This window comes from Amycolatopsis mediterranei, from assembly GCF_026017845.1.
GTDB lineage: Bacteria > Actinomycetota > Actinomycetes > Mycobacteriales > Pseudonocardiaceae > Amycolatopsis > Amycolatopsis mediterranei.
In genome coordinates, this window is record NZ_CP100416.1 from 1,259,320 (window position 1) to 1,274,843 (window position 15,524).

The window sequence follows — 15,524 nt, forward strand, 5'->3', positions numbered from 1 at the left end:
CCGCTACTCGCGGAACGAGTCCGTCGCCGCTCGCAGTGCCGCCAGGACGCCCGGGTCCGTCACCGCGTGCCCGGCTCCCTCGAGCAGCTTCAGCTCCGAACCGGGCCACGCGCGGTGCAGCTCGTACGCCGTGACCGGTGGGCACACCGTGTCGTAGCGGCCCTGGACGATCACCCCCGGGATGCCCGCGAGCTTGCCCGCGTCGCGGATCAGCCGGCCGTCGTCGAGCCAGGCGCCCTTCGTGAAGTAGTGGACCGCGAGCCGGGCGAACGGCCACGCGAACGCCGGGTCCGCGTACTGGCGGCGGAACGACTCCTGCGGCAGCACCGAAACCGTCGCGCCTTCCCAGGTGCTCCACGCCACCGCCGCGCGGTGGCGGACCTCCTCGGCCGGGTCGTCGAGCAACACCGCGTACCCCGCCAGCGGGTCCTGCCGGAGCCCTGCCGGGAGCGGGGCGAGGAACGCTTCCCACTCGCGCGGGAACAGGTGGGCCGCGCCGCCGCGGTAGATCCAGTCCAGCTCGCTCTGCCGCACGGTGAAGACCCCGCGCAGGATGATCTCGCTGACGCGCGAAGGGTGCGTCTCGGCGTAAGCGAGCGCGAGGGTGGCGCCCCACGAGCCGCCGAAGAGCTGCCAGCGCTCGATGCCGAGCCGGTCCCGCAGCAGTTCCATGTCGGCGACCAGGTGCCACAGGGTGTTCGCGCTGAGATCGTCCGCGTCCGGCGTCGATCGTCCCGAGCCCCGCTGGTCGAACAGGACGATCCGGTAGACCGCGGGGTCGAAGTGCCGCCGGGCCATTGGGGCGATCCCGCTGCCGGGACCGCCGTGCAGCACCACGACCGGTTTCCCGGCCGGGTTGCCCGCCTCCTGGCACCGGATCCGGTGCCCGTCGCCGGTTTCGAGGAATCCCTCGGCGCGCGGGGAGATCGGCGGGTACAGCTCGTCCATGCGAGTCACTGTGCCGTATCGGGAAATCACTGTGCCGTAGGGCCTTGGCCGTCGCCCCGACGCCCCGCCGCCGAGTGCCGGGACGACGACCAAGAAAGGTGGGGACCCGCCCCCGCCGCCGGGCTGAGCGGGTCCCCGGTCCGGGTGCGTCAGCGGCTCACGGCCGCGTCCGCGCATTCTTCGAGGTGGGAGTTGACTGCCTGCCAGATCCGGGTGCCTCGGGCAAGGCCGTCGGGGTGGTCACGACGGCCGGCGATCCGCACACGCATTCCGTCCTCCTCGTCGAGGTTCGATGCTTCGTCGTGGCGGCGACGGGCTAAACGCTAAGCCACGAGCCGAACACCAGTCAAGAACATGACTGATGTTCATGTATGTGAATGACAGCTGTGATGACGCTGAGCGCGCGCGTCCCCCTTGCCCGGCGCTAACGAAAGGCCGGGTACTTTCCGGTGTCGGGATTTGGAAAAAGGGGTACGAAATGTCCGCGGTGACCTATCTCGAGGCGATTGTCGTCGGCGCACTGCAAGGGGTGTCGGAATTGTTTCCGGTGTCGAGTCTCGGGCACAGCATCCTGCTGCCCGCCTGGCTGGGCGGCTCGTGGCAGCGGGACCTGAGCATCGGCAAGGACTCGCCGTACCTCGCGGTGCTGGTGGCGATGCACGTCGCCACCGCGCTCGCGCTGGTCCTGTTCTTCCGCAAGGACTGGGTGCGGATCATCGGCGGGCTGTGGACGTCGATCCGCCGGCGCGAGGTGCGCACTCCCGACCAGCGGCTCGCGTGGCTGCTCGTGCTGGCCACCATCCCGGTCGGGCTGGCCGGCCTGCTCCTGGAGGGCCTGCTGCGCGACTTCCTCGGCAAGCCCGTGCCCGCGGCGATCTTCCTCACGCTCAACGGCGGAGTCCTGTACGCCGCCGAGAAGTTCTCGCGGAAGAAGCCCGCGGCGGAAGCGGACACAGTGGACTTTTCCACCGAAGACACGCTGGTCATGCGCGCGGTCTCGGTCGAGGAAGCCACCGACGTCCGGCTGGCGAAGCTGGGGGTCGGCGAGGCGGTGCTGATCGGCGCCGCGCAGATCCTCGCGCTGCTGCCGGGCATCAGCCGCTCGGGCATCACGATGGTCGCCGGCCTGCGCCGCGGGCTGGGGCACGAGGATGCGGCGCGGTTCGCCTTCCTGCTGGCCACGCCGGTGATCCTGGCCGCGGGCGTGCTCAAGATGCCGACGCTGTTCGCCCCCGAAAACCACGCTTCGCTCGGCCCCGCCCTCGTCGGCAGCGTCATCGCCGGGGTCGCTTCGTACATTTCTGTCCGATTCCTCACCGGATACTTCGAAACGCGTACTCTGACCCCGTTCGCCATTTACTGCGCGGTCGCCGGAATCGGCAGCCTGATCTTCTTCGCGGTCTGACGTGCCGCTGACGTTCGACGCCCCGGCGGTCCTCGGCGTACTCGCTGCGGGCACGCTCTACGTCCGCGCGGCCCGCCGCCGCGGCTGGCCGCCGGGCCGGACGACGGCGTTCCTCGCCGGGCTCGCGACGATCCTGGTCGTCACGTGCTCACCGCTGGCGGTCTACGACACGACGTTCTTCTGGGTCCGCGCGGTCCAGACGGTGACGCTGCTGATGATCACGCCGCTGCTGCTCGCCCTGGGCGCGCCCGTCCGGCTGCTCCTGGAGACCGCCGAGGTCCCGTGGCTGCGGCGGCACGGCCGCGGCCCGCTCGCCCGCGCGCTGACGTTCCCGCCGGTCGTCACGGCCGTCCTGGTCGCCCCGGTGCTGGTGCTGTACCTGACGCCGCTCTACGACCTCACGCTGCGCTCACCGCTCGTCGACGGCCTGGTCCGGCTGGGGCTCGTGCTCGCCGGCTTCACGTACTTCTGGACGCGCCTGGGCCTCGATCCGACGCCGCGGGAGGACCCGCACCTGGTGTCGGTGTGGATCGCCTTCGCCGAGGTCGTCTTCGACGGCGCGCTCGGCCTGGTGCTGTGGCTCGGCCCGCTGCTCGCCCCGGCGCACTACGCCGCCGCGCACCCGGGCTGGGGCCCGGATCCGCGCACCGACCAGATCATCGGCGCGGGCGTGCTGTGGATCGGCGGCGACGTCGCCGGCCTGCCGTTCGTCGTCGCGTTGTTCGTGCGGTGGGCCCGCGACGACGAACGGCGGGCGAAGCAGATCGACGGCCAGCTGGACGCAGCGCCGGAGACCGGCCTGTGGTGGGAGAACGACCCGGCGCTCGCGGAACGGTTCCAGCGCCGGTGACCCGGGGTTCAGTCGTGGAACGCGTGCTCCGGCGCCGGGAATTCACCTCGGCGGACGTCCTCGGCGAACGCGGTCGCCGCGTCCTGCAGCACCGTCGCGACGTCGGCGTAGCGCTTGACGAACCGCGGCGCCTTGCCACGCCGCAGCCCGGCCATGTCCTGCCAGACGAGCACCTGGGCGTCGCAGTCCGGGCCCGCGCCGATGCCGACCGTCGGGATCTTCAGCTCCGCCGTGACGCGCTTCGCGGCCTCGGCGGGCACCATCTCCATCACCACCGCGAACGCCCCGGCCTCCTGCAGCGCCAGCGCGTCGGCGAGCAGCACGTCCGCCGCTTCGCCGCGCCCCTGCACCCGGTAGCCGCCGAGGTTGTGTTCGCTCTGCGGGGTGAAGCCGATGTGGCCCATCACGGGCACGCCGGCCGAGGTCAGCGCCTCGACGTGGGCGGCGAACCGCCGCCCGCCCTCGAGCTTCACGGCGTGCGCGCGGCCCTCTTTCATGAACCGCACCGACGTCTCCAGCGCCTGCTGCGGCGAGAGCTGGTAGGAGCCGAACGGCAGGTCGGCGACCACGAGGGCCCGCTTGACCGACCGGGTGACCGCCCGGACCAGCGGCAGCAGCTCGTCGACCGTCACCGGCAGCGACGTGTCGTAACCGAAGACGTTGTTGGCCGCGGAGTCGCCGACGAGCAGCACGGGGATCCCGGCCTCGTCGAACAGCGCGGCGGTGTACATGTCGTACGCGGTGAGCATGGGCCACGGTTCGCCGCGTTCCTTGAGCTCACGCAGGTGGTGGACGCGGACCTTCCGGCCCGGGGCGGGTGCCGCGGGAGCGGCGGGTCCGGTGCCGTAGGGGGCGGGTTCTTCGGCGCTGGCAGACATCGTCGTCGACCGTCCTTCCCTCGAGGCCTCGTCGAGGTCCCCGGGTCGTGGAACAGAGGCGTCTCAAAGAGTGACACGCCCCCGGACCGGCCCCAACCGCGTGCGACAAGCTTCACACCCCCGGGGAGGACGGGCCGTCAGCCTTCAGGTTGATGTCCGGGGACAACCAACCCGGGTTCACTTACGTCAAGAAGAGGGCATGACCCCCGACCGGCCGCGAAAGGCGACGAAACCACCCATGGGAAACCTCGCGAGCTCGCGCCCTCGCCTCCCCGCCTGGAAGGCGAAGGCGGGCGGCATCGCCGCGACCGTGGTCCAGCTGGCCGCGGTGTTCTCCGTGATCCTGCTCTTCACCGGCGGCCCGCACGGCCGCGTGCTCAACGGCATCGACATGGCCTTCTCCGGCTTGAGCGTGCCGACCAGCGAGAGCCTGATCATGGTGCTGCTGCTGGTGGTGCTCGGAGCCGCCCTGCGCCGCCGCAAGAAGGCCGCGCTGTACACCCTGGTGCTGTTCCAGGTCGGCGGGCTGCTGCTCACGCTGGCCCTCCAGGCGACCCTGCTCTGGTCACCCGACGTGCTGACCCTCGGCCCGAAGCAGGTCCGGCACATCCCCGCGCAGCTGTGGGTGCTGACCATCGCCGACGCCGTCTCGGTCGGGCTGATCGTGCTCCTGCTCGCGCTGCGCCCGGCGTTCCCGGCCCGCCTCGCGCCGAGCGCCTGGCGCGACGGCCTGAGCATGCTGTTCGGCGGCATCGCCGTGGTCATCCTGGTCGGGTGGGGCCTGACCGAGGCGTTCCCCGGCCACCTCGGCGACACGTGGGAGCGCTTCGCCTGGGTCGTCAACCACGCCACGGGCGAGAACCTGCAGCTGCGCCGGATCGGCGTGGGCGAAGGGCCCGGCTGGCTGGACCTGTTCCTCGACCTCAGCGCGACGGCGGTCGCCACCGCGGCGCTGTACCTGCTCTTCCGCGGCGTGCGCAGCCGCGCCCTGCGGACCGACGAGGACGAGCTCCGCCTGCGCCGGCTGCTCGCCGAACACGGCGAGGACGACTCCCTCGGCTACTTCGCCACCCGGCGCGACAAGAGCGTCGTCTTCGCGCCGAACGGCCGCGCGGCGGTGACCTACCGCGTCCTCGGCGGCACGAGCGTCGCCAGCGCCGACCCGGTCGGCGACCCGGAGGCGTGGCCCGACGCGGTCCGGGCGTGGCTCGACGAGACGCGCACGTACGGCTGGACCCCGGGCGTGCTCGGGGCGAGCGAACGCGGCGCGAAGGCGTACACCGGGGCGGGTCTGCGTGCCCTGGAAATCGGCGACGAAGCGGTGCTCGACGTCCGCGAGTTCAGCCTGGCCGGCCCGGAGCGGCGCTCGGTGCGCCAGGCCGTCAAGCGCATCGAGCGGGCCGGCTACACCTCGCGGGTCCGCCGCCACGGCGAGATCCCCGAGGCCGAGATGACCGAGCTGCTCGCCCGGGCGCAGGCCTGGCGCGGCGCCGAGACCGAACGCGGGTTCTCGATGGCGCTGGGCCGGCTCGGCGACGCCAGCGACGGCCGCAGCGTGATGGTCGAGGCCTACGACGCCCACGGCGAGCTGCGCGGGCTGCTGTCGTTCGTCCCGTGGGGGCGCCGCGGGCTTTCGCTGGACCTCATGCGCCGCGACCGCGACGCCGAGAACGGCCTCAACGAGTACATGATCGCCGAGACGGTCGCGGCCGCGCAGGTCCTCGGCGCGCAGCGGATCTCGCTCAACTTCGCGATGTTCCGCGCGGTGTTCTCCGAGGGCGAGCGGATCGGCGCCGGCCCGGTGCTGCGGGCCTGGCGTGGCATCCTCAGCGTGTTTTCGCGGTTCTTCCAGCTGGAGTCGCTGTACCGGTCCAACGCCAAGTACGGGCCGGACTGGGAGCCGCGGTTCCTCTGCTACTCCTCGGCCCGGCGGCTGCCGCGGGTCGGCATCGTCGCGGGCGCGCTCGAAGGGTTCGTCCCGACCGGACGGGCGCGGTCGCTGCGGCTGGAGACGGTCAGCGAGGACTTCGTCGCGCGCGTCAAGGAGATCGAGGAGTCGGCGGCGGCACCGGCGCCGAAGGCCTGGCGGCGGCCCGAACAGGTCCGCGTCCGCATCGCCAAGCTCGACAAGCTGCGCGAGGCCGGCATCGACCCGTACCCGGTCGGTTTCCGCCGCGACGACCACATCGGGGACGTCGTGGCGAAGTACGGCGACCTGGCGCCGGACACCACCACCGGGCACCGGGTCCGGATCGCCGGGCGGGTGCTGAACCTGCGCATCCTCGGCGGCCTGTGCTTCGCCCGCGTCAAGGACTTCAGCGGCGAGATCCAGCTGATGCTGGAGGCCGGCGAGCTGGACCTGACCCGCTGGCGGACCGGCGTCGACCTCGGCGACCACGTCGGCGTCAGCGGCCAGGTCGTGACGTCGAAGCGCGGCGAGCTTTCGGTGCTCGTCGACGAGTGGACGGTCACCGCGAAGTGCCTGCACCCGCTGCCCGACAAGCGAAAGGGCCTCACCGACCCGGAGACGCGGGTCCGGCAGCGCTACCTCGACCTGGCGGTCAACCCGGACTCGACGAACATGCTGCGGCTGCGGTCCACCGTGGTCCGCGCGGTGCGCGACCGGCTGCACCACGCCGACTACCTCGAGGTCGAGACGCCGATGCTGCAGACGGTGCACGGCGGCGCCAACGCCCGGCCGTTCGTCACCCACATCAACGCCTACGACATGCGGATGTACCTGCGGATCGCGCCCGAGCTGTACCTGAAGCGGCTGTGCGTGGCCGGCGTCGAGCGGGTCTTCGAGCTCAACCGCAACTTCCGCAACGAAGGCGTCGACGCGACGCACAACCCCGAGTTCACGATGCTCGAGGCGTACCAGGCGTACGCGGACTACGACACGATGCGGACGCTGACCCGCGAACTGGTCCAGCACGCGGCCGAAGCGGCGTACGGGGCTCAGGTCGTCCGGCGGCCCGACGCCGACGGGAAGGTCGTCGAGTACGACATCTCCGGCGACTGGCCGGTCGTGCCGGTCCACGAAGCCGTCTCGGCGAGGTTCGGCGAGGAGATCGACCCGGGGACGCCGGTGGCCGAGCTGCGCCGCCTGTGCGTGGCCGCCGGGGTGCCGGTGGGGGAGGACCCGAGCCACGGCGACCTCGTGCTCAAGGCGTTCGAGCACCTCGTCGAGGGCGCGACCGTGCTGCCGACGTTCTACACCGACTACCCGACCGACGTCTCGCCGCTGACCCGCCAGCACCGGGTGGACCCGCGGCTGGCCGAACGCTGGGACCTCATCGCGTTCGGGTCGGAGGTCGGCACGGCCTACACCGAGCTGACCGACCCGATCGAGCAGCGGCGGCGGCTGGAAGGGCAGTCGCTGCGCGCGGCCAGCGGTGACGTCGAGGCGATGGAGCTGGACGAAGACTTCTTGCTCGCCTTGGAGCACGGGATGCCGCCGACCGGCGGGCTCGGCCTGGGCGTCGACCGGCTGCTCATGATGCTCACCGGTGCCTCCATCCGCCAGACGGTCCTGTTCCCCTTCGTCCGACCGCAGGCATAACGAGTCGGTGGACCTGGTCACGGCGACGGGCCGTGGCGCGGCCGGTCGCTTACGCTCTGCCTCGTGCGCACGGCTCGGATCGCCTCGGCCCTCCTGATGGGGGTGGCCGTCCTGGCGTATTCGGGCTGGCTGCTGGAATTCTTCCTGCCCACCGGCGTCTCCCCGGTGCGGGACCCGGCCGAGGCGCTGCTGACCGGGCCGCCCGTGTTCCGGGTCCTGCTCGCCGTGTCCGGGGTCGCGTTCCTGCTCGCCGGGCCCCCGCTGCACCGGCTCGGGCCGGTCCAGTGGTCCGCGCGGCTCAGTTCGATCTCGGTGAGCGCGTTCGGCGCGCTCGCGCTGCTGCAGGCCCTTTACCCCGAGCGCAGCGACCTGCTGTCGGCGCTGCTCAGCGTCGTCCTGGTGGCCGGGGTGATCAGCCTGATCCTGTGGTGGCCGCCGGGCTGGCGCGCGCTCGCGGTCGTGGGCCTGGTGCTGGTGCTGGCGACCTGGCTGGCCGTCGTGCTCGCTCGGCAGCTGGACGCCTACGAAGGCGTTTTCACGCGGGCGCAGCTGGTGGTCCGCGCGGCCCTGTACGCCATCGGCGGCACGTACGCTTTCGTCAAGCCGGCGCCGCGGCACGCGCATCGATAGCCGGTTTCCCGCCGGAAATGTCGGTGGTGGGTGGCACGATCGCCCGTAAGCATCTCTTGGCGGAAGGATCGACATGGCGGGAAACGTGCGCCCGGTGGCCGACGAGCGTGACGGGCTGCTGAGCTTCCTGGAGCAGCAGCGGTACGTGCTCAGGTTGGCGGCCCACGGGCTGACCGACGAACAGGCGAGACTGACCTCGACGAAGAGCGCACTGTCGGTGGGCGGCCTGATCAAGCACGTCGCGGCGACCGAGTACAGCTGGATGGACACGGTGCTGCAGGTGCCGCAGAAGCCGTTCGGCGAGGCCGTGGCGGAGTGGGAGTCAGCGCACCGCCTGGGCGAGGACGAGACCCTCGAAGGCGCACTGGCCCGGTACGACGAGGTGGCCGCCCGCACGGCGGAGGTCATCGCGGGCATCGACGACCTGGGCCAGGCGGTCCCGGTGCCCAAAGGCGTCCCGTGGTTCCCGCCGGACGTCGACGCGTGGTCGGTCCGCTGGGTCCTGCTGCACCTGATCCAGGAGACGGCCCGCCACGCGGGCCACGCCGACATCATCCGCGAGCACATCGACGGCGGCACGGCCATGCCCCTCATGGCGGCCGCCGAGGGCTGGCCGGAGTCCCCCTGGATCAAGCCCTGGACCCCACAGTCCCAACCAGCCTGACCCGGCCCCGGCCCCGGCCCCGGGGGGGGGGGGCCCCGCGGCGCCCCCCCCCCCCCCCGACCCCGGTGCACAGGCGGGTCACGACGCCCGCGCGACGACCTCTTCGAGCAGCCGGGCCTGGGTCAGCAGCGTTTCGTACTCACAGGCGCGTCCGGCCGGGTCGCCGATCAGGCTCGCGAAGTGCCGCAGGACGTTGCGGAACTGGTCGTCCGCCGGGAGCGTCCGCTCTTCCCGCACGTCCTGGGACTCCAGGCGCAGCACCGGGCGCGTCGTGGCCGGCGGGGTGAACGCCCAGTCCAGCGTCAGCCGGCCCTCGCTGCCCCACACCGACATCGCGTTCCGGTAGGTGTGCACGAACCCGAACGAGCACTGGGCCGCCACCTCCCCGTCGCTCAGCAGCGCGCTGCCGGACACGTCCACCTCGCCGGAGCGCACGAGCACCGCGCCGGCCACCTCGGGGGTGCGGAGGTAGGGCCAGGATGCCCGGATCGGGTAGCACCCGGTCTCGCGCAGCGAGCCGCCGCCGAGGGCGCCGGAGTACTTGATCCCGGACGGCGCCGTCGGCGGGATGCCGAAGTCCGCGGTGATCAGGCGGGGCTCGCCGACCACGCCCTTCGTCACCAGCTCCGCCACCTCGGCGTGCTGGGAGTGGTGGGGGAACGCGAAGTTCTCCATCACCACCAGCCCGCGCGCGGTCGCGAGCTCGACCAGCCGCGCGGCCGCGGCCGTCCCGATCGTCGCCGTTTTCTCCACCAGCACGTGCTTGCCCGCTTCGAGGGCCGCCTCCGCCCATTCCTGGTGCAGCGCGATCGGCAGCGGGATGTACACCGCGTCGACGTCCGGCCGCTCCAGCAGCGCCGCGTAGCCGGTCACGGCCTCGCCGCCGAACCGGGCGGTGAAGGCCGCCGCCTTCGCCGCCGACCGGCTCGCCACCGCGGTGACCCGCAGGCCCGCGGTGGCCATCGCCGGAACCGTCTTGCGCGCGGCGATGTCGGCGCAGCCCAGGATGCCGAACCTCGGCGCGGTCACCATCGGATCGGCAGCTCGGCCGGGCGGGGGAACGCGGTCGCGAGGTGCCACGACAGCTCGTCCACCGGGACGCCCAGTGCGAGCGGGATCCGCCGGGCCACCAGGGTTTCCAGCAGCACCCGCAGTTCCAGCCGGGCGAGGGCGGCACCGAGGCAGAAGTGGATGCCCGCGCCGAAGGCCAGGTGCGGGTTGTCGGTGCGGTCCAGCCGCAGCTCGTCCGCCGCCGCGAACGCGGATTCGTCGCGGTTCGCGGAGTTGATCAGCGGGATCACCGGCTCGCCCGCCCGGATCGTCACCCCGCCGAGCTCGACGTCTTCGAGCGCGATCCGCATCGAGCCGAACCCGCCGGCGACCTGGCTGTAGCGCAGTGCCTCTTCGACGGCGGTGCCGATCAGACCCGGATCGTCCACGATGGACTGGTACCGCGCCGGATCTTCCAGCAGGTGCACGAGAAGGTGCGACACCGCGCTGACCGTCGTGTGGTAGCCGGCGATCAGGATCGTCATCGCGAGCGTGCGCAGTTCCCCGTCGTCGAGCGAGTCGCCGTCCTCCTGGGCCTGCAGCAGCCGGGTCAGCAGGTCCTCGCCCGGCCGGGCGCGCTTGCGCTCGAGCAGCCCGGTGAGGTAGCCCATGAGCGCGCCGGCGGCCTCGCGCGCCGCGTCGGCGTCCGCGCCCGGTCCGCCGACGGTGAGCACCTTGTCGCCCCACTGCCGGAACTGCGCCTGTTCGGCGGGTTCGACGCCGAGCAGTTCGCAGATCACCGTGATCGGCAGCGGCAGGGCCAGCGCGGTCACCGCGTCGGCGGTGGTCTGCGCACTGCCGGTCATCGCGTCGACCAGGCCCGCCGTGATCTCCTCGATCCGCGGCCGCAGCGTGTCGACCCGCCGCTGGGTGAACTCGCGCGAGGCCAGCTTGCGCAACCGGGTGTGGTCCGGCGGGTCCAGGTTCACCAGCGACCGCGAGCCGCGGTGCACCGGGATCAGCCTCGGCGCGTCCGGCCTGGTCATCGCTTCCTTGCTGAACCGCAGGTCGGTGAGGACGGTCCGGACCTCGGCGTGGCGCAGGACGAGCCAGCCTTCGTGGCCGCCGGGCAGCCGGACCCGGGTCACCGCCGCCTCCGCGCGCAGTTTCGCGTACTCGTCGAGCGCTTCCCCGGGGGTGCGCACGCGGAAGGGGAACGCGGGCAGTGCCGTCACGGCTTCGGTCATCGGGATCCTCACCAATCGATCGGTTCGCGGGAACGGAAGAAGGTGCCGGTCGGCCCGTCGCCGGGCAGCGTGGCGGCCCAGGCGATGTCGGCGGCCGCGGTCGCGGGGTCCCCGTCGGCCTCGGGCATCATGCGGGTGCGCACGCGGCCGGGGTTGACCGCGTTCACTAGCACCCCCCGGCCGCGCGCGGAGTTCGCGAGCAGCACGGTCACGGCGTTCAGCGCGGTCTTGGACACCGAATAGGCCGGTGCGCCGGTGAACAGGCCGTGGCTGAACGCCCCGGTGCCGCTCGACACCATGACGATCCGGCCCCAGCCGCGGTCGAACATGCCCGGCAGCACGGCCTGGGACACGCGCAGCGCGCCGAGCGCGTTGACCGCCAGGGTTTCGGCGACGAGCTCGGGCGGGACGGACTCGGGCGGCGCACCGGCGTCGAGGAGCACCCCGGCGTTGTTCACCAGGATGTCGACCGGGCCGGCCTGATCGAGCGCGGCGGCCACCGAGCCGGCGTCGGTGACGTCGAGCCGCACGGCCCGGCCGGTTCCCGCGGCCTCGGCGTCGGCGAGGCGCCGCGCCGACGCGACGACCTCGAAGCCGGCGTCGGCGAGGTGACGGCAGACGGCGAGCCCGATGCCGCGCCCCGCCCCGGTGACCAGCGCCCTCACGACAGCCCCGCACCGAGCAGACCCGTACCGGACAGGGCCTCGGTGAGCAGGTCGAGCTGGCGGAGCTCGGCCGAACACGGGAAGAGCACGAGCTCCTGGCAGCCGGCGTCGGCGTACTCGGCGGCGGTGCGGGCGAGCGCCTCCCGCGTGAGCAGCGTTTCGCCGATGACCCGCTCGGCGTAGCGGCCCATCCCGCGGTAGCAGCCGCCGAGGTAGGCGCGGGCCAGCGTGCTCCCGTCCGGGCCGAGCGCGAAGTAGGCCAGCGCGACCAGCCGGGGTTCGTCGGTGCGGCCGGCGTCGGCCCAGGCCTTGCGCAGCCGGGTGAGCCGGTCGGCGTACGGCTCGGCCGAGCCGCTCCCGGAGATCCACCCGTCCGCGATCGCGGCGGCCCGCCGCACCGCCGCCTCGGAGTGCCCGCCGAGCAGCACCGGCGGGGGCGTCGCGGGGGTGGGGCCGATCTCGCCGTCGCGCCAGGTCCGGCGCACGGTGGTGATCAGCTCGTCCAGGTTCCGGCCGCGCCGGGTGAACGACGTGCCGGTGACGTCGAAGTCGTCGCGCCGCCCGCCCGCGGCGAGCCCGAGCTCCAGCCGCCCGCCGGACAGCTCGTGCAGGGTCGCCGCCTGCTTGGCCAGCACGGCCGGGTTGCGGGTCGCGCCGAGCAGCACCGTCGTGGACAGGCGGATCCGGCGCGTCGCTCCGGCCGCGACCGCCAGCGTGGTGAGCGGCTCGTGGTTCGGGTAGACGATCCGGTCGAGCACCCCGAGCGTCGAGAAGCCCCTCGCCTCGGCCGTCACGGCCCAGCCGAGCAGGTCCGCGCCGCGGGTGCCCGGAACCATCGCGGGCAGGCCGACCCCGATCCGCATGCCGGTCTCCAGTCTTCCGGTGGCAGCTTCGCCTCGCATGGTCGGCGCGCGGACTCGAACCTCGTTGGGACCCGGCTGGGACTCCCGGCCGGCCGTCGAGCCGGGTCCCAACGCGCTTCGACCGGTGGTGACGAGCCTGGGGCCGCGCGCGTGTCCCGCACGTGTTCCTGATCCGACCCAGAGGAAGAAGACCGTTATGTTGCGCTTGTCCTTGCGGCGAGGTGGGGTGGTGACGGCCGTCTTCACCGCCACCGCCGTCCTGACCGGCGGTGCTTCCGCGTTCGCCTGTGATCCGCGGCCGCTGCCGATCGCCGGTGCCACGGCGGTGCGGGCCGCCGACGGCAGCTACCAGCTGAGCTGGTCACCCGCGAACGACGTCCGCTCGGTGTCGGTGTACGCCGCCACCCACCCGATCGAAAAGGCGCAGGACGGCGTGCTGGTCGCGAAGGACGCCACGGGGGCGGTGACCGTGACCGGCCTGGCGCCGGCGTCCCGCTGGTACTTCACCATCGTGCCCGGCGGGGCGCGGCTGGGCGAGGGGGTGGCCGCGAAGCTCGTCGACCTCGACGGCGTCAAGAACGCCCGCGACCTCGGCGGCTACCCGGCCGCGGACGGTCTGCGCATCCGGTGGGGCACGATCTTCCGCACCGCGCGGCTGACGCCCGCCACCGCGACCGGCCGCGAAGAGCTCGCCGGCCTGGGGATCAAGGACGACGTGGATCTCCGCTCGAGCGCGGAAGCGGCCGCCGAGGGCCCGGACCCGATTCCGGCAGGCGTCACGCACGTCGCGGAACCGGTCGGCGACCCGGATCAAGCGGTGCCGCCGGACCCCAACACGCCGCCGTCCACCGGTGACCCCATCATGGACAACTACCGGCTGCTGGTCTCGAACCCGAACCTGGGCCACCAGTTCGTCGACGCGCTGGCCCACATCGCCGACGCCGGTCAGCGCCCGCTGCTCTACCACTGCACCGGGGGAAACCACCGCACCGGCTGGATGACGGTGATCCTGCTCAAGGTGCTCGGGGTGCCCGACGACGTCATCCGCCAGGACTACCTGATGTCCTCCGGCACCGTGGCCACCTACCTCGACGCGGCCTACGACCAGGTCGCCCGCGACTACGGTTCGTTCCCGGCCTACCTCGCGGCGCTCGGCGTCACCGACCGGCTGACCCGGCAGCTGCGGCACGCGTTGCTGGAGGCCCCGCGGTGAAGACGACCACTGTGGACGTCCTGGTGGCCGGCGGCGGCCTGACCGGGCTCGCCGCCGCCACCTTCCTCTCCTGGCTCGGCGTGCGCACCGCCGTGGTGGAGCGGCATTCCGGGACGCTGATCCACCCGCGGGCCCGCAGCATCAACCCCCGGACGGCGGAGCTGCTCCGCCAGGTCGGGCTCGCGTCCGCGGTCACCGACAGCGGCGGCTACGTGAGCGAACTGCCCTCGGTGTACCTCCTGCGCGCGGTGACCCTGGCCGGCGAGGAGCTCAGCCGCACCGAACAGCGACCGCCCGCCGACGCGGGCGGCGGTGCCGAGGTCAGCCCGTCCGGCTGGGGGATGATCGACCAGGACCGGCTCGAGCACGTGCTGCGGGAACGGGCCGAGGAACTCGGCGCGGACGTGCGGTTCGGGCACCGGCTCGTCCGGCTCGACCAAGACGAAACCGGGGTCACCGCCGCGGTGTCCACTGTGGACGGCGAGCGCGGGATCCGGGCCGCGTACGTGGTCGGCGCCGACGGCAACGGCAGCACGGTGCGGTCGCTGCTCGGCATCGGACGGCACGGTCCCGGCCGGATCGGCCACGTCGCGAGCATGGTCTTCGACGCCGACCTGTCCGGGCCGATGCGCGGTCGCCACGACCCGGCGAACGGCCGGTTCGTCGCGTCGTGCCACCTCACCACGCCCGCCGAAGGCACGGTGCTGTTCCCGCACGGCGGCGACCGGCGCTGGGTGTTCAACACCCCGTACTTCCCCGAGCGCGGCGAGCACATCGAGGACTTCGGGGACGAGCGCTGCGTGGCCGCGATCCGGGCCGCGACCGGCGTGCCGGATCTGCCGGTCTCCCTCGTCCCGCAGCTGGACAACGGCGTGCGGGTGCTCGGCTACGAAGTCGGCGCGCTCGTCGCGGACACCTACCGCGCCGGGCGGGTGTTCCTCGTCGGCGACGCCGCGCACGTCATGCCGCCGACCGGCGCGTTCGGCGCCGGCACCGGCGTCCAGGACGCGCACAACCTGGCCTGGAAGCTCGCGCACGTGCTGAGCGGCCGGGCGGGGGAGGCGCTGCTGGACACCTACGACGCCGAGCGCCGTCCGGTCGCGGAGTTCACCCTGGGGCAGGCGCTGCTGCTGATGAACGCGCGGGGCGGGGCCAAGGTGGCCGCGCCCGCCGGGCACGCACCGGTGCCTTACGACGCCGCGGTGTTCGGGTACCGCTACCCGGGCCCGTTCGCCGACGGCGACGGACCGGTGGCGCTGGAGCCCGCGGAGCTGACCGGGCAGCCGGGCACGCGGGCGCCGCACCTGCTGCTCGGCAGCGGGTCCACCCTCGACCGCTACGGACGCGAGTACGTCCTGCTCACCGGCACGAAGGTGGACACCGGACTCAGGTCCTTCGTGCTCGAAGGCGCCGGGCAGGCCCGGCACGGCATCACCGGGACCGGGGCGCTGCTGGTCCGTCCGGACGGGTTCGTGGCCTGGCGCAAGGAATCCGGGTTCACACCCGAGGACCTGGGCGACGTGCTGGCGGCCCTGCACTGCCGGGAGCCGGTGACGGTCTGAAACGCACTGAAGCGCCTTCGCCGGAATCCACCGGCGAAGGCGCTTCA

At 72.9% G+C, this 15,524-nt stretch carries 13 protein-coding genes; 7 read left to right on the top strand and 6 right to left on the bottom strand.

Features of this window, described 5'->3' with window-relative positions:
* Positions 1–3: 3 nt before the first annotated feature.
* Positions 4–948, bottom strand: a complete 945-nt coding sequence (gene pip / locus ISP_RS06080; RefSeq protein ID WP_013223110.1) for a prolyl aminopeptidase — start codon at positions 946–948, stop codon at positions 4–6.
* A gap of 478 nt (positions 949–1,426) precedes the next feature.
* On the opposite strand from pip, the gene ISP_RS06085 reads away from it, so the two are divergent.
* Together ISP_RS06085 and ISP_RS06090 are read left to right on the top strand one after the other, a co-directional pair.
* Entirely contained in the window at positions 1,427–2,353 is a 927-nt protein-coding gene (locus ISP_RS06085) for an undecaprenyl-diphosphate phosphatase (RefSeq protein ID WP_013223111.1), read from the top strand.
* Position 2,354: 1 nt separating this feature from the next.
* Positions 2,355–3,203, top strand: a complete 849-nt coding sequence (locus ISP_RS06090; RefSeq protein WP_013223112.1) for a cytochrome c oxidase assembly protein — start codon at positions 2,355–2,357, stop codon at positions 3,201–3,203.
* 8 nt (positions 3,204–3,211) lie between these two features.
* On the opposite strand, the gene panB is transcribed toward ISP_RS06090, so the two are convergent.
* Entirely contained in the window at positions 3,212–4,081 is an 870-nt protein-coding gene (gene panB / locus ISP_RS06095; RefSeq protein ID WP_013223113.1) for a 3-methyl-2-oxobutanoate hydroxymethyltransferase, read from the bottom strand.
* A 238-nt stretch (positions 4,082–4,319) separates the two neighbouring features.
* On the opposite strand from panB, the gene lysX reads away from it, so the two are divergent.
* The 3 genes from lysX (at position 4,320) to ISP_RS06110 (ending at position 8,937) form a co-directional block, all read left to right on the top strand.
* The gene (lysX, locus tag ISP_RS06100) at positions 4,320–7,643 is read left to right on the top strand and encodes a bifunctional lysylphosphatidylglycerol synthetase/lysine--tRNA ligase LysX (protein WP_013223114.1); all 3,324 of its coding nucleotides are present in this window, start codon (positions 4,320–4,322) and stop codon (positions 7,641–7,643) included.
* Positions 7,644–7,706: 63 nt separating this feature from the next.
* A complete protein-coding gene (locus ISP_RS06105; RefSeq protein WP_014466640.1) occupies positions 7,707–8,273 on the top strand; it encodes a hypothetical protein in 567 nt (188 codons plus the stop codon).
* A 73-nt stretch (positions 8,274–8,346) separates the two neighbouring features.
* A complete protein-coding gene (locus ISP_RS06110) occupies positions 8,347–8,937 on the top strand; it encodes a DinB family protein (protein ID WP_013223116.1) in 591 nt (196 codons plus the stop codon).
* 78 nt (positions 8,938–9,015) lie between these two features.
* Here ISP_RS06110 and ISP_RS06115 read toward each other — a convergent pair whose 3' ends face one another.
* From ISP_RS06115 to ISP_RS06130, 4 genes are read right to left on the bottom strand one after another with little or no spacing between them, the layout of a single operon-like run.
* Positions 9,016–9,969 (bottom strand): Gfo/Idh/MocA family protein, encoded by a 954-nt coding sequence (locus ISP_RS06115; RefSeq protein WP_013227267.1) that lies wholly within the window; start codon positions 9,967–9,969, stop codon positions 9,016–9,018.
* The gene (locus ISP_RS06120; protein ID WP_013227266.1) at positions 9,963–11,174 is read right to left on the bottom strand and encodes a cytochrome P450; all 1,212 of its coding nucleotides are present in this window, start codon (positions 11,172–11,174) and stop codon (positions 9,963–9,965) included. The genes ISP_RS06115 and ISP_RS06120 overlap by 7 nt, the downstream gene beginning before the upstream one ends.
* 8 nt (positions 11,175–11,182) lie before the next feature.
* A complete protein-coding gene (locus ISP_RS06125; protein ID WP_013227265.1) occupies positions 11,183–11,839 on the bottom strand; it encodes an SDR family NAD(P)-dependent oxidoreductase in 657 nt (218 codons plus the stop codon).
* Positions 11,836–12,702: an LLM class flavin-dependent oxidoreductase gene (locus tag ISP_RS06130; protein WP_013227264.1), complete on the bottom strand. Its 867-nt coding sequence runs from the start codon at positions 12,700–12,702 to the stop codon at positions 11,836–11,838. Before ISP_RS06130 ends, ISP_RS06125 begins: the two co-directional genes overlap by 4 nt.
* 229 nt (positions 12,703–12,931) lie before the next feature.
* On the opposite strand from ISP_RS06130, the gene ISP_RS06135 reads away from it, so the two are divergent.
* Together ISP_RS06135 and ISP_RS06140 are read left to right on the top strand one after the other, a co-directional pair.
* Positions 12,932–13,915 (top strand): tyrosine-protein phosphatase, encoded by a 984-nt coding sequence (locus ISP_RS06135; RefSeq protein ID WP_230468385.1) that lies wholly within the window; start codon positions 12,932–12,934, stop codon positions 13,913–13,915.
* On the top strand, positions 13,912–15,477 hold the full coding sequence (locus ISP_RS06140) for an FAD-dependent oxidoreductase (RefSeq protein ID WP_013227262.1): 1,566 nt from the start codon (positions 13,912–13,914) through the stop codon (positions 15,475–15,477). Before ISP_RS06135 ends, ISP_RS06140 begins: the two co-directional genes overlap by 4 nt.
* Positions 15,478–15,524: the final 47 nt, after the last annotated feature.

Coding starts and splice junctions, on each gene's coding strand:
- ISP_RS06130 (WP_013227264.1), bottom strand. CDS start 12,702: ATGCGGATCGGGGTCGGCCTGCCCGCGATGGTTCCGGGCACCCGCGGC.
- pip (WP_013223110.1), bottom strand. CDS start 948: ATGGACGAGCTGTACCCGCCGATCTCCCCGCGCGCCGAGGGATTCCTC.
- ISP_RS06120 (WP_013227266.1), bottom strand. CDS start 11,174: ATGACCGAAGCCGTGACGGCACTGCCCGCGTTCCCCTTCCGCGTGCGC.
- ISP_RS06085 (WP_013223111.1), top strand. CDS start 1,427: ATGTCCGCGGTGACCTATCTCGAGGCGATTGTCGTCGGCGCACTGCAA.
- ISP_RS06115 (WP_013227267.1), bottom strand. CDS start 9,969: ATGGTGACCGCGCCGAGGTTCGGCATCCTGGGCTGCGCCGACATCGCC.
- ISP_RS06110 (WP_013223116.1), top strand. CDS start 8,347: ATGGCGGGAAACGTGCGCCCGGTGGCCGACGAGCGTGACGGGCTGCTG.
- panB (WP_013223113.1), bottom strand. CDS start 4,081: ATGTCTGCCAGCGCCGAAGAACCCGCCCCCTACGGCACCGGACCCGCC.
- lysX (WP_013223114.1), top strand. CDS start 4,320: ATGGGAAACCTCGCGAGCTCGCGCCCTCGCCTCCCCGCCTGGAAGGCG.